At 65.2% G+C, this 24,051-nt stretch carries 20 protein-coding genes; 15 read left to right on the forward strand and 5 right to left on the reverse strand.

What is annotated here, in order from left to right; all coding sequences use genetic code 11:
- The first annotated feature begins 37 nt into the window (after positions 1 to 37).
- The 9 genes from ccmE to QNA11_RS15610 all read left to right on the forward strand — a co-directional run bounded on the left by ccmE (position 38) and on the right by QNA11_RS15610 (position 10,060).
- Complete coding sequence (gene ccmE / locus QNA11_RS15570; protein ID WP_283483727.1) at positions 38 to 475, forward strand: cytochrome c maturation protein CcmE; 438 nt, start codon at positions 38 to 40, stop codon at positions 473 to 475.
- A 139-nt stretch (positions 476 to 614) separates the two neighbouring features.
- Entirely contained in the window at positions 615 to 2,591 is a 1,977-nt protein-coding gene (locus QNA11_RS15575) for a heme lyase CcmF/NrfE family subunit (RefSeq protein WP_283483728.1), read from the forward strand.
- Positions 2,588 to 3,187, forward strand: a complete 600-nt coding sequence (locus QNA11_RS15580; RefSeq protein ID WP_349362203.1) for a cytochrome c-type biogenesis protein — start codon at positions 2,588 to 2,590, stop codon at positions 3,185 to 3,187. Before QNA11_RS15575 ends, QNA11_RS15580 begins: the two co-directional genes overlap by 4 nt.
- A gap of 64 nt (positions 3,188 to 3,251) precedes the next feature.
- Entirely contained in the window at positions 3,252 to 4,889 is a 1,638-nt protein-coding gene (locus QNA11_RS15585) for an inorganic phosphate transporter (protein ID WP_283483729.1), read from the forward strand.
- Between the two features lie 142 nt (positions 4,890 to 5,031).
- Positions 5,032 to 6,120: a lipase family protein gene (locus QNA11_RS15590; protein ID WP_283483730.1), complete on the forward strand. Its 1,089-nt coding sequence runs from the start codon at positions 5,032 to 5,034 to the stop codon at positions 6,118 to 6,120.
- A 115-nt stretch (positions 6,121 to 6,235) separates the two neighbouring features.
- A complete protein-coding gene (locus tag QNA11_RS15595) occupies positions 6,236 to 6,487 on the forward strand; it encodes a zinc-finger domain-containing protein (RefSeq protein ID WP_202071161.1) in 252 nt (83 codons plus the stop codon).
- 86 nt (positions 6,488 to 6,573) lie between these two features.
- Positions 6,574 to 7,764, forward strand: a complete 1,191-nt coding sequence (locus tag QNA11_RS15600) for an FAD-dependent monooxygenase (RefSeq protein ID WP_283483731.1) — start codon at positions 6,574 to 6,576, stop codon at positions 7,762 to 7,764.
- Between the two features lie 152 nt (positions 7,765 to 7,916).
- A complete protein-coding gene (locus QNA11_RS15605) occupies positions 7,917 to 8,741 on the forward strand; it encodes a MipA/OmpV family protein (protein ID WP_283483732.1) in 825 nt (274 codons plus the stop codon).
- Between the two features lie 689 nt (positions 8,742 to 9,430).
- Positions 9,431 to 10,060 carry a transglutaminase-like cysteine peptidase gene (locus QNA11_RS15610; RefSeq protein ID WP_202071163.1) on the forward strand — a complete coding sequence of 210 codons (630 nt, stop codon included), beginning with the start codon at positions 9,431 to 9,433 and terminating at the stop codon, positions 10,058 to 10,060.
- Positions 10,061 to 10,064: 4 nt separating this feature from the next.
- Here QNA11_RS15610 and QNA11_RS15615 read toward each other — a convergent pair whose 3' ends face one another.
- A complete protein-coding gene (locus tag QNA11_RS15615; protein ID WP_283483733.1) occupies positions 10,065 to 10,346 on the reverse strand; it encodes a hypothetical protein in 282 nt (93 codons plus the stop codon).
- A 187-nt stretch (positions 10,347 to 10,533) separates the two neighbouring features.
- Between QNA11_RS15615 and QNA11_RS15620 the strand changes: the two genes are divergently transcribed.
- Positions 10,534 to 11,157, forward strand: a complete 624-nt coding sequence (locus QNA11_RS15620; protein WP_283483734.1) for a transglutaminase-like cysteine peptidase — start codon at positions 10,534 to 10,536, stop codon at positions 11,155 to 11,157.
- A gap of 3 nt (positions 11,158 to 11,160) precedes the next feature.
- On the opposite strand, the gene QNA11_RS15625 is transcribed toward QNA11_RS15620, so the two are convergent.
- The gene (locus QNA11_RS15625; protein WP_283483735.1) at positions 11,161 to 11,694 is read right to left on the reverse strand and encodes a gamma carbonic anhydrase family protein; all 534 of its coding nucleotides are present in this window, start codon (positions 11,692 to 11,694) and stop codon (positions 11,161 to 11,163) included.
- A 453-nt stretch (positions 11,695 to 12,147) separates the two neighbouring features.
- Between QNA11_RS15625 and QNA11_RS15630 the strand changes: the two genes are divergently transcribed.
- From QNA11_RS15630 to QNA11_RS15640, 3 genes are all read left to right on the forward strand, one after another.
- Positions 12,148 to 13,809 carry a heparinase II/III family protein gene (locus QNA11_RS15630; RefSeq protein WP_283483736.1) on the forward strand — a complete coding sequence of 554 codons (1,662 nt, stop codon included), beginning with the start codon at positions 12,148 to 12,150 and terminating at the stop codon, positions 13,807 to 13,809.
- 140 nt (positions 13,810 to 13,949) lie between these two features.
- Positions 13,950 to 15,542 carry a bifunctional phosphoribosylaminoimidazolecarboxamide formyltransferase/IMP cyclohydrolase gene (purH, locus tag QNA11_RS15635; RefSeq protein ID WP_283483737.1) on the forward strand — a complete coding sequence of 531 codons (1,593 nt, stop codon included), beginning with the start codon at positions 13,950 to 13,952 and terminating at the stop codon, positions 15,540 to 15,542.
- Positions 15,543 to 15,648: 106 nt separating this feature from the next.
- The gene (locus tag QNA11_RS15640; RefSeq protein ID WP_283483738.1) at positions 15,649 to 15,963 is read left to right on the forward strand and encodes a cellulose-binding protein; all 315 of its coding nucleotides are present in this window, start codon (positions 15,649 to 15,651) and stop codon (positions 15,961 to 15,963) included.
- A gap of 51 nt (positions 15,964 to 16,014) precedes the next feature.
- Here QNA11_RS15640 and QNA11_RS15645 read toward each other — a convergent pair whose 3' ends face one another.
- The 3 genes from QNA11_RS15645 to ptsP form a co-directional block, all read right to left on the reverse strand.
- Positions 16,015 to 16,281, reverse strand: a complete 267-nt coding sequence (locus tag QNA11_RS15645) for a hypothetical protein (protein ID WP_202071170.1) — start codon at positions 16,279 to 16,281, stop codon at positions 16,015 to 16,017.
- A 445-nt stretch (positions 16,282 to 16,726) separates the two neighbouring features.
- Positions 16,727 to 17,797, reverse strand: coding sequence for a peptide chain release factor 1 (gene prfA / locus QNA11_RS15650; RefSeq protein ID WP_283483739.1), 1,071 nt, complete (start codon positions 17,795 to 17,797; stop codon positions 16,727 to 16,729).
- A 51-nt stretch (positions 17,798 to 17,848) separates the two neighbouring features.
- Positions 17,849 to 20,113, reverse strand: coding sequence for a phosphoenolpyruvate--protein phosphotransferase (ptsP, locus tag QNA11_RS15655; RefSeq protein WP_283483740.1), 2,265 nt, complete (start codon positions 20,111 to 20,113; stop codon positions 17,849 to 17,851).
- Between the two features lie 430 nt (positions 20,114 to 20,543).
- On the opposite strand from ptsP, the gene QNA11_RS15660 reads away from it, so the two are divergent.
- Both QNA11_RS15660 and QNA11_RS15665 read left to right on the forward strand, forming a co-directional pair.
- Positions 20,544 to 23,414 carry an EAL domain-containing protein gene (locus tag QNA11_RS15660; RefSeq protein WP_202071173.1) on the forward strand — a complete coding sequence of 957 codons (2,871 nt, stop codon included), beginning with the start codon at positions 20,544 to 20,546 and terminating at the stop codon, positions 23,412 to 23,414.
- A gap of 14 nt (positions 23,415 to 23,428) precedes the next feature.
- On the forward strand, positions 23,429 to 24,025 hold the full coding sequence (locus QNA11_RS15665) for a 2-hydroxychromene-2-carboxylate isomerase (RefSeq protein ID WP_283483741.1): 597 nt from the start codon (positions 23,429 to 23,431) through the stop codon (positions 24,023 to 24,025).
- Positions 24,026 to 24,051 lie beyond the last annotated feature (26 nt).

Consider the following 24,051-nt stretch of genomic DNA (forward strand, 5'->3'; position numbering starts at 1 on the left):
CAGGCGGGAGAAGGGAAAAAACAGCAGTGAGAGCGACATGACGCGCAAAGGCAAGAGACTGACGCTGATCATCGGGGCGCTGGCCGTTCTGGGCCTCGCGGCGGGACTCATGCTTTTCGCGCTACGCGACAATATCGTCTTCTTCTACACGCCCTCGGAGCTGGCCCAGAAGCAGGTCGCGCCCGGCGCGCGGCTGCGCATCGGCGGACTCGTCAAGGAAGGCAGCGTCGTCAAGAACGGCAAGGACGTGGCCTTCACCGTCACCGACAAGACCAAAGACCTCGCCGTGGCCTACACGGGCCTCTTGCCCGATCTCTTCCGCGAGGGCCAGGGCGTCGTCGTCGACGGGTTGCTGCAAACGGACGGCAAGTTCAAGGCCGACAGCGTGCTCGCCAAGCATGATGAGCGCTACATGCCGCGCGACGTCGCGGACAAGCTGAAGCAGCAGGGCGTGTGGCAGGGAGAGAAGAAGTGAAGCATCTGGCCCCCTTCCCTTCTCCCGCAAGCGGGAGAGGGTGGCCCTCGCGTCAGCGAGGGTCGGGTGAGGGCCCTCATCCGTCACCGCTTCGCGGCGACACCTTCTCCCGCGGGCGGGAGAAGGAGGAGATCCCTCAATGATCGTCGAAACCGGACATTACGCGCTCATTCTCGCGCTCGCCCTCGCTTTGCTGCAATTCGCCATTCCCTCCGCCGGCGCGCGGCTGAACGATTCGTCGCTGATGCGCGTTGCCCGGCCGACGGCGATCGCGCAGTTCCTCTTCGTCGCCTTCGCCTATGGCGCGCTGACATACGCCCATGTCGTTTCCGACTTCTCGCTCGTCAACGTCATCGAGAATTCGCACTCGCTGAAGCCCTTCGTCTATAAAATCTCCGGCGTGTGGGGAAATCACGAAGGCTCCATGCTGCTGTGGGTGCTGGTCCTTTCCTTCTGCGGCGCGCTCGTTGCGATTTTCTCGTCGGCTATGCCGGATAGACTGCGCGCCGACGCGCTTTCCGTTCAGGGCCTGCTCGGCGCGGCCTTTCTGCTGTTCATCCTGCTGACGTCCAATCCCTTCGCGCGCGTCGATCAGCCGCCGTGGGAGGGACGCGACCTCAATCCGATCCTGCAGGACCCCGGTCTCGCGATCCATCCGCCGCTGCTGTATCTGGGCTATGTCGGCTTCTCGATCGTCTTCTCCTTCGCCGCCGCCGCGCTGATCGGCGGCCGCATCGACGCCGCCTGGGCGCGTTTCGCCCGGCCCTGGACGCTTTTCGCCTGGACCGCGCTGACGCTCGGCATCGCCATGGGCTCCTACTGGGCCTATTACACGCTCGGCTGGGGCGGCTTCTGGTTCTGGGACCCGGTCGAGAACGCTTCGCTCATGCCCTGGCTCGCGGGTACGGCGCTGCTGCACAGCGCGGCGGTGATGGAAAAGCGCGAGGCGCTCAAGGTCTGGACGATCTTCCTCTCGATTCTCGCTTTCTCGCTCTCGCTGCTCGGCACCTTCCTCGTGCGCTCGGGGGTGCTGACGTCGGTGCATGCTTTCGCCAGCGATCCCGAGCGCGGCGTCTTCATTCTCGGGATTCTGGTTTTCTTCATCGGCGGCGCTCTGGCGCTTTTCGCCTTGCGGGCGGCCTCGCTCCCGATCGGCGGCGTCTTTGCGCCGATCTCGCGCGAGGGCGCGCTGGTGGTGAATAACCTCCTGCTCTCCGCGAGTTGTGCGACGGTTGTTATCGGGACGCTCTATCCGCTCGCTCTGGAGGCGCTGACGGGCGAGAAGATTTCGGTCGGCCCGCCCTTCTTCAATACGGTGCTGATCCCCATCGCATTGCCGCTCGCGCTGCTGATGCCCATCGGCCAGATGCTCGCCTGGAAACGCGGCGACCTGCCGGCGGCGCTGCAGCGCCTGCGCGCGGCCTTTGCAATCGGCCTACTGGCGGCGGCGGCGCTCGGCGCCTTCTATGGGACGCCTTTCCTCTCCATCGTTTCGGGGGGCATCGCCGTCTATCTCGTCGTCGGCGCGGTGAGCGACATCGCCCAGCGCGCGACCTTCCGCGCCTCCTCCGCCGGCGCCGTCTTCTCGCGCCTGCGCGGCCTGCCGCTTTCGGCCTGGGGGACGTCGCTCTCGCACGCCGGCATGGGGCTGACGCTGCTCGGCCTCGCGGCGACCGGCTGGGGCGTCGAGAATATCGTCGCCATGAAGCCCGGCGATTATTACGACGTCGGTCCCTATAAGCTCGGCATAGAGGAAATCTCGCCCCGCAACGGCCCGAACTATTCCGAAACCTACGCCGTGATGGCGGTGCGCTCGGGGAGCGAGACCGTCGCCAAAATCGAACCCGCCAAGCGCTTCTATCAGGCCCGCAAGATGCAGCGGTCCGAGGCCGGCATTGTCACGCTGGGCCTCGGCCAGATCTACGCCGCGATTGGAGACTCGCATGAGGACGGGACAATCGACGCCCGGCTCTATTGGAAGCCCTTCGTCACGCTGATCTGGATCGGCGCGCTGATTATGGCCTTTGGCGGCGCCTGCTCGCTCGCCGACCGCCGGCTGCGGATCGGCGTGGCGCGGCGGGCGAGCGCGGTGGCGATGCCGGAGGCTGCGGAATGATGCGGAAGGCCCCCTCCCTGTCCCTCCCCCGCTTCGCGGGAGAGGGGACGCTCACGATCCACATCGCCAATGAAGGCCCGCGCCTCGCTCCCTCTCCCGCGAAGCGGGGGAGGGCTGGGGTGGGGGCCGCTGCAATGATGGCGCTCCTGCTCATCACCCCGGTCCACGCCGTCACCCCCGGTGAAAAGCTCCCCGACCCGACCATGGAGGCCCGCGCGCGCGCCATCACCAGCGAGCTGCGTTGCCTCGTCTGCCAAAACCAATCGGTCGACGATTCCGACGCCTCCCTCGCCAAGGATCTGCGCGTGCTCGTGCGCGAGAAGCTCAAAGACGGTCTCAGCGACGCCGAAGTGAAGGAGTATGTCCACTCCCGCTATGGCGACTTCGTTCTGCTGCGGCCGCCGCTGAAAATGGGCACGATCCTGCTCTGGGCCGCGCCGCTCCTCGCGCTGCTCGCAGGCGCGGCCGCCGTCTGGAGCGCCTCGCGCCGGCGCCGGGCGGCTCCCGCAGGCTCCACTGAATTGACGGCCGAGGAGCGCGCGCGGCTGGCGGCCTTGGGCCTCTCCGAGGGGCAACCCCGCGATTCATCTGAATAGTTAATGTCACGTTAAGGTTGCGGCGACGGGCTTGAATAAGGCTCCTTTTCACAGGGGGCCTATAATGACTTCTGTTGCTTCTGAAATTGATCTTGGCGCCAGTCACGGGCCGGCGAACGCGAAGCCGAAGCTCGATCATTCTTTCGACATTCGCGGCCTGTTGGCGTTTCTCGGCGTCATCGCCTGCGGCCTGGGCTATACGGCCTGGAGCATCTGGAGCGATCTCAAGGACACGGGCGCGCCGATCGTCGCCTATCTGCCTTTCGTCCTGCTCGGCGTGGCGCTGTTGATTGCGCTCGGCTTCGAATTCGTCAACGGCTTCCACGACACGGCCAACGCCGTCGCGACCGTCATCTACACCCACTCCATGCCGGCCAATGTCGCCGTCATCTGGTCGGGGTTCTTCAACTTTCTCGGCGTATTGTTCTCCACCGGCGCGGTGGCTTTCGGCATCGTGTCGCTCTTGCCCGTGGAGCTGATCCTGCAAGTCGGCTCCAGCGCCGGTTTCGCCATGGTCTTCGCGCTGCTCATCGCGGCGATCATCTGGAACCTTGGCACCTGGTGGCTGGGCCTGCCGGCCTCTTCCTCGCACACGCTGATCGGCTCGATCATTGGCGTCGGCGTCGCCAACGCTCTTATGCGCGGGCGTGATGGCACTTCCGGCGTCGATTGGGGCAAGGCGACCGAGATCGCCTATTCGCTGCTGCTCTCGCCGCTCGTCGGCTTCACAGCGGCCGCCCTGCTGCTGCTGCTCATGAAGTTCATCGTCCGCAAGGCCGAGCTCTACAAGGAGCCGCAGGGCCAGAACCCGCCGCCGTTGTGGATTCGCGGCCTCCTGATCCTTACCTGCACGGGCGTTTCCTTCGCCCATGGCTCGAACGACGGCCAGAAGGGCATGGGCCTCATCATGTTGATCCTGATCGGCACGGTGCCGACGGCCTATGCGCTCAACCGCGCGCTGCCCGAGAGCCATATCGCCGCCTTTTCCAAGGCGTCGCTCGCCGCCTCCAAGGTCGTGGAGGCCAAGGCCGCGGGCTATCAGGTGCTCGGCGATCCGCGTCCGGCAGTGACGAATTACATCTCGCGCCATGAGCTCAATGAGGGCACTTATCCGTCGCTCGCCGCGCTGATGCGCGAGATCTCCAAGGAGATCGATTCCTATGGCGCGATCTCGAAGATTCCCTTCGCCGCCGTCGGCAACACGCGCAACGACATTTATCTCGCCTCCGAGGCGCTGCGCTTCCTCGCCAAGGATAAGGAAGCCGACCTCACCGAGGCGGATAAAAAGGTGCTGAAAGACTATAAGGACCACATCGACAAGGCGACGAAATTCATCCCGACCTGGGTGAAGATCGCCGTCGCCATCGCGCTCGGCCTCGGCACCATGATCGGCTGGAAGCGCATTGTCGTCACCGTGGGCGAGAAGATCGGCAAGGAGCATCTGACCTATGGCCAGGGCGCCTCGGCCGAGCTCGTCGCTATGAGCACGATCGCCGCCGCCGACATGTTCGGCCTGCCGGTTTCCACCACCCATGTGCTGTCGTCCGGCGTCGCCGGCACGATGGCGGCCAACGGCTCCGGCGTGCAGATGGGCACGATCCGCAATCTGCTGATGGCCTGGGGGCTGACGCTCCCCTGCGCCATTCTTCTCTCGGGCTCGCTTTATTTCCTGCTGAGCCATGTGCTGAAAATCGCGGGCTGATCGATTCGTCAGCCAGACTGCGCCGCCGCGGAGCGATCAGCGACGGCTCAGCTTGCCTAATCTCGCCTCCGAAGACATAGATCGTAAGTCGGCGAAACGTCGACGCTTTCAGTATCTTTCTTATTTCTTCGGAGAAATGCTTATGTCCGACAAGTTGAAGCAAGCAATGTTGCAGCCGGCGGGGCCAACCGATATTTTTGGCGTCGCCTATCTCCAGCTTTGCCAGATCTCCTACGCGCTCCCCTCGTCCATCCCCTCCCTCGTCAACAACAACATGCCGCCTCTGAGCGCCGGAGGCCGCTGGGAATGCGTCTGGGGGCCGGCTGAAAGCGACGATCTGGCGAATCTCGTGTTCGTCGCGGCCTATTATGACGGACCGGGCCTGCCGCCGGTTTTCGCGGCGGTCGTCACGCGCGGCACGGATGTCGACGTCAATGATTTTTGGGGCGTGCTGCAGCAGGCCTTCGAGGATTTTTACGTCATCTTCCAGAGCACGCCGCCCTGGTTGCCCGCCGATAGCCCGGCGCTTGTAGCCGATGGAACGCTTTACGCGCTGGAGACGATCCAGGACTTCACGTCTAACGGGGCGTCGCTTTCCGCGTTCCTGGCCGATTTTCTCCAGTCGCCGCAGAATGACAATCCGGTTCTGGTGTGCACGGGCCATAGTCTCGGCGGATGCGTCACCACCGTGCTGGCGCCTTCGCTGCAAGCCTCGCTCGCCGCTGTCGGGGTCAACAACCCGATCGTTCCGGCGACCTTCGCGGCCCTGACCGCAGGCAATAGCGCCTTTGCCGATTATTACACATCGACCTTCGGTTATTGCCCCCGCTATTACAACACGCTGGACGTCGCGCCGCTCGCCTGGGGCAATTTGGACGCCGTCTCGACCATCTATGATCCCTGCAGCATCCCGATCCCGGACGCCGCCTATGTCGCCCTCGTCCTGTGGCAGGACGCGCTGCTGCTCGAAGGCGCGAGCTATTTGCAGCAGCAGGCCAATAACGCCCCGCTGCCGGGCACATGCTTCGAGCTCTATCCGGCGGACTGGTATACGCAGGCTTCCATGCAGCACCATACCGGAACCTATATGCGCCTGCTCGGAGGAACCTCGATCGACATCGGCCCGAGCCTTGCCGCGCGAAGCCGGCCGAGACGGCGGGTCTCCCGTTACCGCCTGCTGTCGCAGGTGAGGAGCCGCGAAAACCTGCTGCTGAAGTCTAACAAGGGCTGAGTCAGCTCAGGCGCGGGGGAGTCCCCGCGCCCCCTATCCAATTCCGCTGGGCTGCAATATAGGGGGCGGCAGCGTTGTCGAGCCGCCGGCGCGGCGTCACCTGAAAGAGCGGACCATGGCCGAACATTCCACGCCCCATTTCCACAATACGCCCGGCGTCGCCCAGATTCGCGTAGGGGCGAAGGAGTTCATGTGCATCGGCGCGCTGCCGCCGTTCGACCATCCGCATGTCTATATCGACATGGGCGCCGATACGCAGGCGGTGTGCCCCTATTGCTCGACGCTCTACGTCTACGACGCCTCGCTTCACGGCGGCGCCGAGCCGGCGGAATGTGTCTATCACGATCAAGCCGCCGACGCGGCCTGACAATTTTTGATGACCGCCCTGGGGGCTCCTTCCGCCATGGCCAACCACGCCGATCGCGAAAACGAGCTTAGCCCGGAAGCGCGCCCATGAGCGCCCCCATCGTCATCGCGGGCGCCGGCGTCGGCGGCCTCACGGCGGCGCTGTCGCTGGCCCGCGCGGGAAAGCGCGCGCTCGTGTTGGAGCGCGCCCCCAAGATCGAAGAGGTCGGGGCCGGTTTCCAGATCGCCCCCAACGCCGGACGGATTCTGGCGGGCCTCGGCCTCGAAGAGCCGCTGGCCGCCGTCGCGCTGGAGCCGCAAGCCATCAATATCCGCCGGGGACGCGACGGCGCCGTTCTCGCGAAGCTCGATCTTACGGATTCCCGCGCCCGCTGGGGCGCGCCGTTCCGGGTCTATCACCGCGCCGATCTTCAGCAGGTTTTGCTGCAAGCGGCGCTCGCCCATGAGGCGATCGAGGTCCGCGCGGGCGCGCGGGTCGGCAGTTTCGAGGAACGCGCGGGCGGCGTCTCTTTGCGCGTCCACGCCGGCGACGGCGTCGAGGAAATCGAGGGCGCCGGGCTCGTCGGCGCCGATGGGCTGCGCTCGGCCGTGCGCGGGCGCCTTCTCCCGACAGAGAAAGACGCGCCCGTCTATTCCGGCCTCACCGCCTGGCGCGCGCTTGTGCCGGCGGAGCTGGCGCCCGCCGCCTTTCGCGCCCGCGAGAGCAATCTGTGGATGCTGCCCGGCGCCCATGTCGTGCATTATCCGTTGCGCGACGGAAGCATCATCAATGTCGTCGTCATCGTCGCCGAGCCGCCGCGCCAGAGCGAGGGCGCCTCGATCCTCTCTCTCGACGGGGCGCAGCTCGCCCGCGCGCTCGAGCGTCTGCGTCCCGCCGCGGAGCTGCGGGCGCTGATCGAGGCGGGCGCGTCCTGGCGGCATTGGCCGCTTTTTGGCCGCCCGCCGCTCGAAAGCTGGAGCCAGGGCGTCGTCACGCTGCTGGGCGACGCCGCCCATCCCATGCTGCCCTTCCTGGCGCAGGGCGCGGCTCAGGCGATCGAAGACGCCGAGGCGCTGGGTCGCGCCTTTCTGCAGCTCGGCGCGACCGCCGAGACGGCCTTTGCGGCTTATCAACAGATAAGAATCCCCCGGGCCTCGCAAATTGTTCGGGCCTCGCGCCGGCAGGGCGATTATTTCCACCTCGCCGGTCCGGCGGCGCTGGGGCGCGATCTTGCGATCCGGGCGCTGGGCGGGCGCGGCATGCTCGCCCGCAACGCCTGGCTTTACCGCCAGCCCTGAGAACCACGTTCGCGAGGACCGTCCGCCAGTCGAAGTGTTGCGCAACGGCTACGCTCGCCAAGATGCTGACGCTTTAGCGTGGCAGAGAGTGACAAGCGGGGCCGGGAGTTGTTAAAGAACTATCAAGAACCGTGTTGTGAGGGCTGTTTTCGTTGCGATTCGGAGTCGTCAAAATTTGGGGCGCAGCCGCCGTCGCCGCTTTGTCCTGCGCCGGCGGCGCAGGCGCGGCCGAGCTGATTCCCCCGCCCAAGACCGACGCCAACGGCTGGATCGTCACGGTGAGCGTCATCGGCGCGATATCGCCGAGCTTTCCGGGCTCTGGTCAGGTTCGCCCCTATCCCTTCCCGGCGGTCGCCGTGCGCCGGGTCGGCGAGGCCGAGACCTTCTCCACGCCGGACGAGGGCTTCGGCTTCCCCGTCCTCGATCTGGATTATGTGCGCGCCGGTCCGGTCGCAAACTTCGTCTTCCAGCGCGGCCAGCGCGACGGGCTTTTCGGTCTGCATCGCGTCGCTTTGACCCATGAGGTGGGCGGCTTCGTCGAGCTTCACCCCTTCGATCATCTCCGCCTGCGCGCCGAGATGCGGCAGGGAATTGACGGGCACAAGGGCTTTGTGGCGGCGCTTTATGCGGACGCCTATGAGTCGGTCGGCCCCTTCCGCTTCTCCGTGGGGCCCCGGCTCAATTTCGGCGACAACGCCTATGCGAACGCCTATTTCTCGGTGACGCCCTTCGAGGCGCTGCTGAACGGGCGCCTCACCCCCTATACGGCGACCGGCGGCTTCACCGCAGCCGGCGGCATGGCGACGGCCCGCTATACGCTGAACGACAAGGTGAGCGTCTCGATCTATGGCGGCGGCCAGCGGTTGCTGGGTAGCGTCGGCTCCAGCCCGATCCCCAATTTGATCGGCTCGCGCAACCAGTTCAACGCGGGTCTGGCGGTCAACTACTCCTTCATCGTCCATAACCCGTTTCAGTGATCGGGCGCGCATCTCCTTGATTTCATCGTGCTCTTGCCGGGTGCGCTGGAGACGCGAGGGTGGCCGCCGGCGCCTCGCGCCGTTTGGACACACAGGAAATCATCGCCGTCATTGCGAGGAGGCGGAGCCGACGAAGCAATCCAGGGCCGCATCGCCGCCCTGGATTGCTTCGCTTCGCTCGCAATGACGGGCTCTGGGCAAAGCCAGCGCTCTGGTGCGGACCTTTCAGCCCGCCGGGAATGATAGCGTTTCCGTTTGAATAGCTCGGATTGGGGCTTGTCATTCCCGATCGCTCGCTGCGCGAGCGTCGGGAATGACACCGAACCAATCAAGCGGATCTCGTATGACACGCGCCCGGTGCGAGCTGTTCAAACCGAAACGGCGTCAGCCACAAGGCTTATCCACCCGCCCGCCTGTTAACCTGATAGCGCCCGGCGTATTTACCGAGACGAACAACAAGTTGAGAAAGTCGCGGCGCGGCCGGGCCGCGACGCCGCGGTTGTTTAATATTTGCATTTAGAATCATTGGTATATGGCGTTCCACCAAATTTTAGCGGTTCCTTTTTCAGAAAATTATACTTACCATCGTCGCGGATAATTCTAAACGTGTTCGCCTAAAATGCGGGCGATTTACTTTCAAGGACAGCAAAGGAAGGAACCTATTCTCGTCTCGTTACAGGAGACGGGAAATGTTCGGGTTTATCGGCAAATCGGTTTTGGCGCTCGGAATGGCTGGGGCGGCGCTTATGCCTGTCGCGGCGACGAGCTTTGCCGGGCCGGATGTGTCGAGCTTCGCGACGCTTGGCCCGGAGACCAGCATCCCCTACGGCTGGGTCGATTTCTGTCAGCGCTATCGCGGCGAATGCCAGGCCGATTACCAAATCCCTCAGGACATCGACCTCAACGCGTCCAACTTCAACAAAATCACCCGCATCAATCTCTGGGTGAACAAGCACGTCGCTCCCATCGCGGATAGCGAGCATTGGGGCGTCATCGACGCCTGGGACTATCCGACCGACGGCAAGGGCGATTGCGAAGATTATGCGCTGTTGAAGCGCCGCATGCTGATCGAGGAAGGCTTTCCGAGGGGAGCGCTGCTTCTGACCGTCGTCAAAGAGAAGAACGGCGACGGCCATTCGGTGCTGACCGTCCGCACGAATCACGGCGAATATATTCTCGACAATCTCACCGATCAGGTGCGGCCTTGGACCAAGGCGCCCTATCGTTTCGTCAAGCGTCAATCGCAGCAGGACCCGAATATCTGGGTCGCGATCGGCGCGCCGACAGCCGCGCCGGCCTATGTGTCGAACGGCCCGTGAGGCGTCACTCGCCGCGGAACGGTTTGACGTGCCGATGGCGGCGGTGGGCGGGAATCGCCGTCTGCCACTTCGCGTCGGGGTGCGGACGCACGATGGTCGGCTGGCCGTCCGCCCGCGTATTGGACGGGGCCGTCTCCATGGTCCCGTGAGGCAGGGCGTTTCCCGACGAGGGCGCCAGAACGGTGGGGTTGATCGCCTGCTGGGCGCGCGCGGCCTGGCCCGTCGATAAGCAGACCGCGATGGGAATCGCCAAGGCGAATAGCCTGCTTTGAAATTGCTTGGGCATGGCGAGGCTCCTTTTGGCGGCGCCTCTATGAATAGCACTCGAATCCCCCTTGCGCCATTTGGCGGCGGCGCGCGGTCTTCGCGCGCGTAAACCATAAGTTAAGGTCTTCTTAACGCCGATCTTGGCAAAGCCGCCGTAACTGTTAAAAATTCCTTAACGATCAATTGGCGCTTAGGGTTGCGTTAAGATGTGTGCCGCTCGTCGCATCCTGCAGGGTTTTGCTCTCGCCTTTGTGGCGTGGAGCGTCTCGCTCTCCGCGCAAGCCGGCGCCCGCCTGCCGATGTCGAGCTTTTCGCCGCTCGGTCCGGAGACGAGCGTCCCCTTCGGATGGTTCGACTTTTGCCAGCGCTATAGCGGCGAATGCGACGACGCGGCCCGACCGGCGCAGAACATCGAGCTGACGGCGGGCGCCTTCCGCAAGATCGAAAGCGTCAATGCGCTGGTGAATAACCAGATCGAGCCGGTTTCCGATCCCCAGCACGCGGGCGTTCCCGACGCCTGGGACTATCCCGAGGATGGCAAAGGCGACTGCGAAGATTATGCGCTGATGAAGCGCCGCCTGCTGATCCGCGCCGGATTTCCGCGCGGCGCGTTGCTGCTTTCGGTGGTGAAGGACGAGCATGGCGACGGCCATTCGGTGCTCTTGGTGCGCACCAGCCGCGGCGATTTCGTGCTCGATAATCTCGCCGATGAGGTCGCGCCCTGGGCGAAGACGCCCTATCGCTTCGTCAAGCGCCAGTCTCAGGAAAATCAGAACGTCTGGGTCGCGGTCGGCGCGCCGACGAGCGCGCCGATGTATGTGGCGAAGTAAAGCTCAAGGGACGATTTCGACGAGCCCTTTCGCAAAGCGCTGGCCGTTCTCGACATAGTGCTTGGCGGACTCGAGGAGCTTCTCGCGCGAGTCGCCGTCGAGAACCCGAATGACCTTGGCGGGCGCGCCGACGATCAGCGAATTATCCGGGAATTCTTTGCCCTCCGTCACCAGCGCATTGGCGCCGACAAGGCAATTTTTCCCGATCTTGGCGCCATTGAGGATCGTCGCGCCCATGCCGATGAGGCTGGCGTCGCCGATCGTGCAGCCATGCAGGACCACATTATGGCCGATGGTGCAGTCGGCGCCGATCGTCAGCGGAAAGCCCATATCGGTGTGGAGAATGCTGTTGTCCTGGATATTGGTGCGGGCGCCGATCGTGATCCACTCATTGTCGCCGCGCAGCACGCAATTGAACCAGACATTGGCGTCTTCCTGCAGCTCGACGCGGCCGATGAGATGCGCGCCGGGCGCAACGAAATAATGTCCCTCGGCGGGCAGGCGCGGCGCGACGCCGTCGAGCGTGTAAAGCGGCATTCAGTTTCTCCTACAAGGCTTGAGCGCGCCGGACATTGCCATTTCCGGTCGCGCGCGAAAAGCGGCGGCTGCCAACAATTGATGGCTTTGGCGCGAATAGCCCGCGTTGGGGATTGTCATTCCTGGCGGGCTGCGAGCCCGACCGGGAGTCCAGAGCCACAAAAACACTGGCTTTACTCAGAGCCCGTCATTGCGAGCGAAGCGAAGCAATCCAGAGCCGCGATAGCTGCCCTGGATTGCTTCGTCGCTTACGCTCCTCGCGATGACGAGGCGCGGGCTTGGCGCGAGAAAGCGCAAATGCATCCGGCCGAGTCTCGGAAAATAGTGTATAAACCGTTGCGCGCGCTTCTCTCTTAGCCGTGGAGCGGGCAGTTTGCCGGTCAAGCTTACGCGCCATGTCAGGCGCGCCGGCGAATTGGAGGATGCGACCTGGACGGCGGCTCTTGGGATCGGATGCGGCTGGCTGGCGTTTTGGCGGCGGCGAACGCTGTCGCGCGCACCGCTGCGACCCCCTTTCATATCGTCAAGTCGATGGCGATCGCGCCGCCCGAGCGGCTGCGCATCGCGCCGCCCGACATTCGCACGGCCGATCCGACGGTCGCCGATGAAATCTACGCGGGCTATTTTTCCTTCGCCGGCAAGACGCTGCAAAGTTACGGCGAATCGCCCTTCGCACTGATGCCGCCGTCGCCCGCCTGGCGCCGCGCGCTGGCGGGTTTCTCCTGGTTGAGGCATTTGCGCGCCGCCGACAAGACGCTGGCGCAGGAGAACGCGCGCGCGCTCGTCGGCGAATTCCTGGCGATCAAAAAGCTCTCCCCCGATGATCCGGCGCTGGAGCCGGCGGTGGCGGCGCGCCGGCTTCTCTCCTTCCTGGCGCAGTCGCCCGTGCTGCTCGAGGGGGCGGAGGCGGAATTCTACGACGCCTTCATGCTCTCGCTCGCGCAAAGCGCGCGGCTGCTGTGGCGCGCGCTCGCGACCGGCCAGGCCCAGGGCGCGGATCGCGCGCTCTGCGCCATTGCGCTCGCCGAGTTTGCCGTCTGCGCCGACACCGGCCGCAAGATCGCGCCGCAGGTGTCGCATGCGCTCTCCGCCGAGCTCGAGCGCCAGATTTTGGGCGACGGCGGCCATATCAGCCGCAATCCGCAGGTCGCGGTCGATCTGCTGCTCGATCTTCTGCCGCTGCGCCAGGTGCTCGCGGCCCGCGGGCTGCAAACGCCGCCCGCCATGCTGCGCGCCATAGACCGCATGATGCCGACCTTGCGCATGCTGCAGCATGGCGACGGTTCGCTCGCGCTCTTCAACGGCATGGGGGCGACGGAGCTCGACCGCGTCGCGAGCGTGCTCGCCAATGAGGACACGCGCGGCGCGGCGCCGCTGAAGGCGCCCTATGCGGGTTATCAGCGGCTCGAAGCGGCGGATGCGGTCGTTCTGGTCGACGCCGGCGCCGCCCCGCCGCCCGAGTTTTCGCTCGCCGCCCATGCGGGCTGCCTGTCCTTCGAATATTCTTTAGGCACGGAAAGAGTCGTGGTGAATTGCGGCGCGTCGTCGGCGCCTCATGAGGATTTGCGCGATTTGGCGCGCGCCACCGCCGCCCATTCCACCCTCGTCGTCGACGACCGCTCCTCCGCCCGCATCGCCAGCAAGGATTCCGGACGCTGGCGCGCTGGCCGGCTGTTCGACGGGCCGCGCAATGTCACGGTCGAGCGCACCGACGCGCAGGCGGCGACGGCGCTTTCGCTGACCCATGACGGTTACGCCAAATCATTCGGCTTCATCCATGAGCGCGAGTTGATCCTCTCGGCCGATGGAGCGACGCTGGCGGGCAGGGATCGGCTGCTCGGCGTCGAGGCCGGCGCCGCCGGGCCGGGCGAGCAGGAATTCGCCATCCGTTTTCACCTCCACCCGCGCGTGCGCGCGGTGGAGCTTTCGGAGGCGATCGAATTGCAGCTCGCCAGCGGCGAGACGCTCATTTTCGAATCCGATGGCGCCTTTCCGGCGATCGAGGAAAGCATATTTTTCGCCTCGCCCGGCGGCGTGCGCAAATGCGCCCAGATCGTTCTGCGCGGAAAGGCCGCGCCCGGCGCGGAGGTGAGCTGGTCCTTCCAGCGAGCCTGAATCTGGACCGCGCGCCTTCAGGCGCGCAAATTCAAGCGAGCCTGAAGGCTCGCGGTCCGAGGGGCGCGGTCCAAGGTTTCACCACCTGAGGATGTGTGATAAGCGCGGCGTAAATTGCCTTCAGGAAGGACATCCATCCCATGCCGGTCGATCAGCGTAAAGTTGCGCGCGCGCTTCTCTCCGTCTCGGACAAGACGGGCCTTGTCGAATTCGCGCGCGCCCTCGCGGGCCATGGGGTGGAGCTTGTCTCCACCGGCGGCACGCGCAAGGCGCTGGCCGACGCCGGGCTTGCGGTGAAGGATATTTCCGACCTCACGCATTTTCCCGAAATGATGGACGGGCGCCTCAAGACGCTGCATCCCAAGGTCCATGGCGGGCTGCTCGCGATCCGCGAAAACCCCGAGCATGAGGCGGCGATGCTTGCGCATGACATCCGCCCGATCGACCTGCTTGTCGTCAATCTCTATCCCTTCGAGGCGACGCTCGCCAAAGGCGCGCCTTTCGAGGAATGCGTCGAGAATATCGACATCGGCGGGCCGGCGATGATCCGCGCGGCCTCGAAGAACCATGACGATGTCGCCGTGGTGGTAGACCCCGCCGACTATGCCGCCATGGTGGAAGAGTTGACGGCGACGCAAGGCGCGACGACACGCGCCACGCGCCGGCGTCTGGCGCAAAAAGCCTTCGCCCGCACGGCCGCCTATGACGCGGCGATCTCCAACTGGCTGGCGCAAGAACTCGGCGAGGCGTCGCCGCCGGTGCGCGCCTTCGGCGGCAAGCTCTCCGAGCCCATGCGCTATGGCGAAAATCCGCATCAATCGGCGGGCTTTTATGTCACGGGCGAGGCGCGGCCCGGCGTCGCCACCGCGAAACAGGCGCAGGGCAAGAAGCTCTCCTACAATAATATCAACGATACCGACGCCGCCTTCGAATGCGTCGCGGAATTCGATCCCGCGCGCACGGCCGCCGTCGTCATCGTCAAGCACGCCAACCCTTGCGGCGTCGCCGAGGGCGCGTCGCTCGAAGAGGCCTATGTGAAGGCGCTGCGCTGCGATCCGACCTCGGCCTATGGCGGCATTGTCGCCCTGAACCGCAAGCTCGATGCGCAGGCGGCGCGCGAGATCGTGAAGATTTTCACCGAAGTGATCATCGCCCCCGACGCCGAGCAGGAGGCGATCGAGATCGTCGCGGCGAAGAAGAATTTGCGGCTGCTGCTGACGGGCGGATTGCCCGATCCCCGCGCGCGCGGCCTCGCCTTCCGCAGCGTCGCCGGCGGTTTCCTCGCGCAGTCGCGCGACAATGCGGTCGTCGACGATATGGATTTGAAGGTCGTCACCAAGCGCGCGCCGAGCGAGGCGGAGCTGGCCAATCTGAAATTCGCCTATCGCGTCGTGAAGCATGTGAAGTCCAACGCGATCGTCTATGCGCGCGATCTCGCCACGGTCGGCATTGGCGCGGGGCAGATGTCGCGCGTCGACAGCTCGCGCATCGCCGCGCATAAGGCGGGCGAAGCGGCGCAGGCGGCCGGGCTCGCCGAGAGCCTCGCGACAGGCGCGGTCGTCGCGTCGGACGCTTTCTTTCCGTTCCCGGACGGGTTGCTCGCGGCGGTGGCGGCGGGCGCGACGGCGGCCATTCAGCCGGGCGGCTCGGTCAATGACAAGGATGTCATCGCCGCGGCCGACGAGAAGGGCATCGCCATGGTCTTCACCGGCGTGCGCCACTTCCGGCACTAGTTGTCATTCCGTAAAGGATGGCGTGAATTCCTGCCGCTCGCATAATTCCGTGCGAGCGGGACGCGCGCTAGGGTGACGCTCCGCAGATCTTTTTTGGAGTTCGCCTATGCGTCGCGCTTTCGCCTTGTCACTTTGTTTTGCTTTGGCCAGCATGTTCTTGTCTGGGGACGCGCTGGCGAAATCACATAAGCGGGCGCCCGCGCCGCCGCCGGCCGCCGAGAGCGACGACTTTCCGATTCCGCTGCCCAAGGAGCTGACGTCGAATCTGGACTGGCTCAACGAGGGAGCAGGCGATCCGGCCACCGGCAATCTGCAGCCGAACGCGCACGCCAATGACAATTATTTTCTCGAGCAACTGGATTTTCGCAGGAACGATCCGACGCGCTTCACCGAGATGGGCACGATCTTCGACGGTTGGTGATCGCAATAAACTGGGCCGGCGCCGGGCCGGCCCTTTTCGTTCTCGTCATACTCAGCACACCGGGACCTGACGGTAGCCGACGAAATAGCCGTGACGATAAACCGGGCGGCTCTCGTAATAGCAGCTATCGCTCTCCGCAATCGCGCCGGCGACGAGGCCAAGAGCAACCGCGCCGGCCGCACCCGCCGCATAGGGGCCCCAACCATAGCCGTGGTGATGATGCCAGTAATAGGCCGAAGCCGGCGTGGCGCTGGCGATGGAGCCGGCGACGACGGTGGCGGCGATCGCGGCGACGAGGGATTTCTTCGACTTGAACATGACGCTCTCCTCTTTGTTTTTCGCAGTCTCGCTGCGAATGAAGAGAGATTAGGCGGCGTCACGCCTGGGCGCCGTGCGTCCTCGCACATGATAACCGGACCGCGAGCCTTCAGGCTCGCATTGTTTAGCGAGCCCCGAGGCTCACACAGTTTGTCGATAAACCTCTGAGGCGGCCTCGTCCTTCGAGACGCGAGCTTCGCTCGCTCCTCAGGATGAGGCCTAAGTGTTTGGCTTAAGTGGCAGAAGCCCCTGATGCTGAGAAGCCTGCGAATCACCGCCGTCATCGCGAGGAGCGAAAGCGACGAAGCAATCCAGGGCCGCATCGCTGCCCTGGATTGCTTCGCTTCGCTCGCAATGACGGGCGCTGAGCGAGCGGTTCAAACGGAAATGCCGCCAGCCCTTTGTCAGCGGTCTGAGCGAGCCTGAAGGCGCGCGGTCCGGGATGTCACGCCTCGCTTTGCGCCAGCAGCTTTTGCTGATGGTCCGTCGTCAGCGCGTCGAAGATCTCGTCGAACTCGCCCTCCATCACCCGATCCAGCTTGTAGAGTGTCAGATTGATGCGATGGTCGGTGACGCGGCCTTGCGGAAAATTATAGGTGCGGATGCGCTCCGAGCGGTCGCCGGAGCCGACTTGCGCCTTGCGGTCGTCCGAGCGTTCCTTGTCGAGCCGCTGCCGCTCGGCGTCGTAAAGGCGCGAGCGCAGCACGTTCATCGCCTTCGCCCTGTTGCGGTGTTGCGAACGCTCCTCCTGCATCATCACGACGATGCCGGACGGAATATGCGTGATGCGAATGGCGGATTCCGTCTTGTTGACGTGCTGGCCGCCGGCGCCTTGCGCGCGCATTGTGTCGATCTGCAAATCCTTCTCGTCTATGTCGAGATCGACCTCCTCCGCCTGCGGCAGAACCGCGACCGTCGCGGCGGAGGTGTGAATGCGGCCCTGCGTTTCCGTCTCCGGCACGCGCTGCACGCGGTGCACGCCGGATTCGAATTTCAGCCTTCCATAGACGCCGCGCCCCGTGATCTCGGCGACGATTTCCTTGAAGCCGCCGAGCGCGCCGGGGCTCTCGGAAATCAGTTCCACGCGCCAGCCTTTCAGCGCGGCGTATTTCTGATAGGCGCGGAAGAGATCGCCGGCGAACAGCGCCGCCTCGTCGCCGCCCGTGCCGGCGCGCACTTCGAGAATGACGCCCTTTTCGTCGGCTTCGTCCTTCGGCAGCAAGGCGAATTGCAGCGTTTTCTCAGCGTCGGCGAGCCTCTCGCGCGCATCATCCACTTCCGCCTCGGCGAGCGCGCGCACGTCGGCGTCGAGCGAAGCATCCGCGAGCATGGCGGCGAGATCATTCGCCTCGCGTTCGGCGGCGCGATAGGCGCGGATCGCCTCGACCACCTCGTCGAGCGTCGCGCGCTCGCGCGAGAGCGCGACAAAGGCCTGTCCGTCGGCGCCGCTGGAAAGCTTTTCGCCGATCTCCTCATAGCGGCGCAGAATGAGATCGAGCTTGTCTTGTGCGAACATCGAGAATTTCGGAGCGAGAGGGAAACAGCGAGGAAAAGGCCGGGCGCGTCGCTACAGCGGCACACCGCGCGCGACGGCATATTCGCGCAGCCTCTCGCGCACGGAGGGCGCGCCGTCGTCCGAGGCGAGCAGGGTCGCGAGAAAGACCTGCGCTTCGTCGATATCGAGGTTGAGGATCATCGACTTTACCGGGCCGATGGACGCCGGCGCCATGGACAGCGAGCGATAGCCGATGGCGATCAAAGCGAGCGCCTCGAGCGGTCGTCCGCCCATCTCGCCGCACAGCGTCACCGGCGTTCCGGCGCGCCGGCCGGCGTCGGCGACGCGCTCCAGCGCGCGCAGCACCGGCGTCGAGAGATTGTCGTAGCGCTTGGAGACACGCGTATTGTCGCGGTCGGCGGCGTACATATACTGCACGAGATCATTGGAGCCGACCGAGAGAAAATCCGCGCGCGCGGCGATGAGATCGAGCTCCCAGAGGAGCGAGGGCACTTCCACCATGGCGCCGAGCTTGAGCACGCTCGGCTCGGGATAGCGATGCCGGCGCAAATGCTCCAACTCGCGCAGCGCAATGGCTCGCGCCGCCTCGAACTCGGAGACGTTGGCGATCATCGGGAACATGATGCGCAATTCGCGTCCCGCGCCGGCTTTCAGCATGGCGCGAATCTGCATGCGCAAGAGGCCCGGCCGGTCGAGGCCGATGCGGATGGCGCGCCAGCCGAGCGCCGGATTCTCCTCTTCGATCGTCGCCATATAGGGAAGGATCTTGTCGGAGCCGATGTCGAGCGTGCGGAACGTCACCGGCCGGTTCGGCACGGCGTCGAGCACGCCTTTATAAAAGCGATACTGCTCGTCCATGCGCGGAAAGCGCGAGGCGAGCATGAACTGCAATTCCGTGCGGAACAGCCCGATCGATTGCGCGCCCGTGTCGTGCACATGCGGCACGTCGATGGCGAGGCCGGCGTTCATATGCAGCGCGATCTCGACGCCGTCCTTGCTGATCGCCGGCACGTCGCGCAGCGTGGCGTACTGTTCCTGGCGCCGGGCGCGCAGCCGCGCCTTTTCGGCGTAGGCGTTCTGCACGTCGGGCTGCGGACGCACATGCACCTCGCCCGTCGAGCCGTCGACGATGATCGGATCGCCCGTCTCGACGAGGTCGATGACCCCCCGCACGAGGCCGACGGTCGCGACGCCGAGCGCGCGCGCCACGATGGCGACATGGCTCGACGGCCCGCCTTCCTCCAAGACGAGGCCGCGCAGCCGCGCCCGGTCGTAGTCGAGCAGCGCGGCCGGACCCATGGTGCGGGCGACGATGATGGCGTTCTCGGGCACGCTCTCCCGGTCGGCCACATAGCCCTGGCCGGTCAACTGGTGCAGCAGGCGGTTGGCGATGTCGTCGAGATCGTGCAGCCGGTCGCGCAGATAGGGATCGGTCTGGCGTTGCATGCGGGCGCGCGCGTCGTTTTGCACGCGCTCCACCGCCGCTTCCGCCGTCAGGCCGGATTTCACCGCCTCGCGCAGGCGGCGCACCCAGCCCTGGTCATAGGCGACCATGCGGACGGTCTCTAATACGTCGCGATGTTCGCCCGCGCCCATGCGGTCGCCATGGGCGACGAGCTCGTCGATCGAGACGCGCATGGCGTCGACCGCCTGCTCCAGCCGGCCCAATTCGCGCGACAGGTCTTCCGCGACGAGCTGCTTCACGACGACGCGCGGCTCGTGCAGCAGCACATGGCCGAGCCCGACGCCCTCGCACATGGGCGCGCCCCGCAGCGAAGCCGGCCGGTAGAGCGCGAGGTCGCGCGGATCCTGGATCGCCTGCAGCTCGCCCGAGGCGATCAGCTCCGCGAGCAGCATCGCGGTCGTCTGGAGCGCCTCGACCTCTTCCTCGGAATAGACCCGGCGGACCTTGTTCTGGACGACGAGGACGCCGAGCGTCGATCCGCCGCGCAGGATCGGCACGCCGAGGAAGGAGTGATAGGCTTCTTCGCCCGTCTCCGGCTTATAGGCGAAGGCGGGGTGGTCTTGCGCCTCCGAGAGGGCGAGCGGCTCGGCGCTGCGGGCAATGAGGCCGACGAGGCCCTCGCCGGCATGCATGGTCGTCTGGTGGACCGCCTCGCGGTTCAAGCCTTCGGTGGCGTAGAGCTCCAGCCGCTGGTCGGCCCGCAGCACATAGACCGAGCAGACCTCGGCGACCATATTCGCGGCAATCTGCACAACGATTTTATCGAGACGCGTCTGCGCGCTCACCGGCTCCGCGCTGATCTCGCGCAGCCGGCGCAGCAAAAGGCGGGGGCCGCCAAGGGCGCTACGCATCCGTTCCATTCCTATCCACAGCGCGCCGCCCGCGGCCGGGGCGTCGCGAAAAACTGCCGTTCACCTTTGTCGGAAATCCGCGCGCGCCGCGCTGCTGACATCCTCGAGCGTATATTACGGCTTCCGCCGTCCGCAAGCGCAGCCGAATTTCCCTCGCAAAGACCATACCGCATTTTCGGCAAGCTTGAATCGACTTGCGGATGAGAGCCGAAGGCTCTACTGATTTTGCGGGCTTTTCGTTTCGAAAGCCGCCCGGCGCGGCGCCGGCTTCGCCCGGGACGGAGTGGCGTTGCGTCCGATATTCTGGCTTCCAGTAGGCGGGATGGCGGCGCGTTGCAAGTTTCGGCCGCGCAATCGTCTCGCCATGGCCGCGATCCAGGAATAGCGAACCGCCCCTTCGAGCGACAGGCTCCACAGCCGAGAAAAGAATGTGCGTCTTCAAACGATTCTGATCGCCCTCTTTGGGTTTCTGGTCTCGACGACCGCCGCGTTTTCAGTCGAATCGGTGCGCGTGCCGCAGGGGGCGCGGGCGATCGATCTCACTCATGTGGTGGAAAAGCATTACTCGCAAAGCGACCGCCTGCAAGTTTCCACCGCGCCGGGCTCGGATGGCATTGTGCGCCGCATCGAAGTCGGCGCCAGGGAGGCCGGCAGCCGCCCCAACTGGATCGTCTTCGCCCTCACCAATGACACGGACGAGCAGATCGAGCGGCTGATTGTTGCGCCGCATTTTCGCCTGCAGGGCTCCGGCGTCATCTGGCCCGATCTCGGCTCGACGCGCATTTCCGCGATCACCGCGAGCCAGGGCTTTCCGCCCGAGGCCGAAGAGTCCGCCGACGCCGACGTCTTCCGCCTGACGCTCGATCCGGGCACGACCGTCACTTATGTGGCGGAGCTGCGCACGCCCAACCTGCCGCAGCTCTATTTGTGGGAGCCCGACGCCTATAAGGACAAGGTGACGAGCCTGACGCTCTACAAGGGCATCGTCATCGGCATCGCCGGCCTGCTGGCGCTTTTCCTCACCATTGTCTTCGTGGTGAAGGGCGCGGTCATCTTCCCGGCGGCGGCTGCGCTCGCCTGGGCGGTGCTGGCCTATGTCTGCATCGACTTCGGCTTCTGGGACAAGATTTTCGGCTCCGACGCCAATGCCGACCGCATCTGGCGCGCCGGCGCCGAGACCGTGCTGTCGGCGACCCTGGTTGTCTTTCTGTTCGCCTATCTCAATCTCAATCGCTGGCATGTGCGCGCCTGGCATGTCGCGGCGTTGTGGCTGCTGATTCTGCTCGATCTCGCCGGGCTCGCCGTCTTCGACGCTCCCGTCGCGGCGGGCGTCGCGCGCATTTCTCTGGCGACGGTCGCCGTCGTCGGCTTCGTGCTGGTGCTTTACCTCGCCTCGCACGGCTTCGACCGCGCGATCATGCTGATCCCCACCTGGTTCCTGCTCGTCGTCTGGGTGGCGACGGCGGGCTTCGCGGTCGCGGGCTGGATGACGAACGATCTGGTGTCGCCCGCGCTTGTCGGCGGCCTGGTGCTCATCGTCATGCTCATCGGCTTTACGGTGATGCAAAACGCCTTTGCGACAGGCGGACTCTCCCATGGCGCGATCAGCGACGTCGAGCGCAAGGCGCTGGCGATGACCGGGGCCAATGAAATCGTCTTCGACTGGGACGTGCCGTCCGACCATATTTACGTCAGCCCCGAGGCGGAGGCCGCGCTCGGCCTCGACCGAGGCGGTCTGGAGGGCGCCGCCTCCTCCTGGCTCGACCTTTTGCATCCCTTCGAGCAGGACCGCTACCGCGCCTGCCTCGACGCGCTGCTGGAGCAGCGCCGCGGGCGCATCAATCAGGAGTTCCGCCTGCGCGGCGCCGACGGCCATTATCTCGCCTACCGGCTGCGGGCGCGGCCCGTGGTCGGGCCGGACGGCGAAGTCATTCGCGTCGTCGGCACGCTGACCGACGTCACCGATGAGCGCAACGCCCAGGAGCGCCTGCTGCACGACGCGGTGCACGACAATCTGACGGGCCTGCCCAATCGCGAGCTGTTCTTCGACCGTCTCGAAGCGGCGCTGGTGTTTGCGCGCATGGAGAAGGACGTGCGCCCGACGGTGCTCGTCATCGACATCGACCGCTTCAAGCAGATCAACGAGCAGGTTGGCATCGCCATGGGCGACAGCATCCTGCTCACCGTCGCGCATCGCCTGACGCGCCTGCTGCAGCCGCAGGACACGCTGGCGCGGCTGCATGGCGACGCCTTCGCGATCATCCTCGCCTCCGAGACGCACGCCGACCACGTGATCACCCTCGCGGACTCGGTGCGCCGCTCGCTGGCGACGCCGGTGCGTTTCACGGATCGCGAGATCGCGCTGTTCGCCTCCATCGGCATCGCGCTCTATGACCAGCAGATCCACCCCGGCGCCGACGACATGCTGGAGGACGCCGAGATCGCCATGCGCCACGCCAAGCGCACCGGCGGCAATCGCATCGAGGTCTTCCGCCCCTCGATGCGCGCGCAACGCTCCGACCGTCTGACGCTCGAGGCCGATATGCGCCGCGCCTTGGAGCGCGGCGAGGTGAAGGTCTTCTTCCAGCCGATCGTGCGGCTGGAAGACCGCACCATCGCCGGTTTCGAGGCGCTGCTGCGCTGGGACCATCCGCGCCTCGGCCGTCTGGAGCCCGGCCAGTTCATCCCGATCGCCGAGCAGACCGGGCTCATCATCGACATGGGCCTGCTCGCTTTGGAGCGCACGGCGCGCGAGCTTGCCGCCTGGCAACGCGCGCTCGCGGTCGATCCGCCGATCTTTGCTTCGGTGAACGTCTCCTCGCGCCAGCTTCTGCGTCATGATCTCTTGCGCGACGTCAAAAGCGTGCTGATGCATCACGACATCGTGAAGGGGAGCCTCAAGCTGGAGCTCACCGAAAGCCTGGTGATGGAGAACCCCGAATATGCCGCGCAAATGCTGGCGCGCATCAAGGAGTTGGGGGCAGGGCTGTCGCTCGACGATTTCGGCACGGGCTATTCGTCGCTCTCTTATCTGCAGCGCTTTCCCTTCGATACGATCAAGATCGACCGCTCCTTCGTCAAACAGAGCGGCAAGGGCGCGCGGCCCGTCATCCTGCGCTCGATCGTCGCTTTGGCGCATGATCTTGGCATGGACGTCGTCGCCGAGGGCGCGGAGACCGAGGCCGACGCCATCGAGCTTTATCAGCTTGGCTGCGGCTATGCGCAGGGCTACGCTTTTGGTCGCCCGATCAGCGCGCAGGAAGCCCGCCGCCTCGTGGGCGCGGCGCCGGAGGCGGCGTAACTTCGGAGAGGCCCGTGGCGCGCAGACTGGAATTCTGGTTCGAATTCGCGAGCACTTATTCCTACCTCGCGGCGGAGGAAATCGAGGAAAAAGCCAAGGCCGTCGACGTCGATGTCGTTTGGCGGCCGTTCCTGCTCGGGCCGATTTTTGCCGGCCAGGGCTGGTCGGACTCGCCTTTTAATCTCTATCCCGCCAAGGGCGCCTATATGTGGCGCGACATGGAGCGGCTCTGCGAGAGAAAGGGGATCGCCTGGCGACCGCCGAGCGTTTTCCCGCGCAGTGGTCTTTTGGCGGCGCGCGTGGCGGCCGCTCTCGAAGGGACGGATCATCTGGCCCCCTTCGCTCGGGCGGTTTATCACGCGAATTTCGCGCTGGATCGCGACATAAGCGACCCTGCAGTCCTCGAAGAAGTCCTGCGCGATCTTTCCCTCGACGCGGAAGAGCTGCTTCGGCGCGGGACTGACGACGACATAAAGGTCCGGCTGAGGGCGAACACCGACGAAGCCATCCGCCGCGGCGTTTTCGGCGCGCCCAGCTTCTTCGTGAAGGACGAACTGTTTTGGGGCGGCGACCGCTTGGATCAGGCGCTGGAGATGGCGGCTGCGCCATGAAGAGGCAGCAGCGGGCGAAACGCCGG

Origin of the sequence: Methylocystis sp. JR02 (genome assembly GCF_030063565.1) — a bacterium.
Classification (GTDB): Bacteria; Pseudomonadota; Alphaproteobacteria; order Rhizobiales; family Beijerinckiaceae; genus Methylocystis; species Methylocystis iwaonis.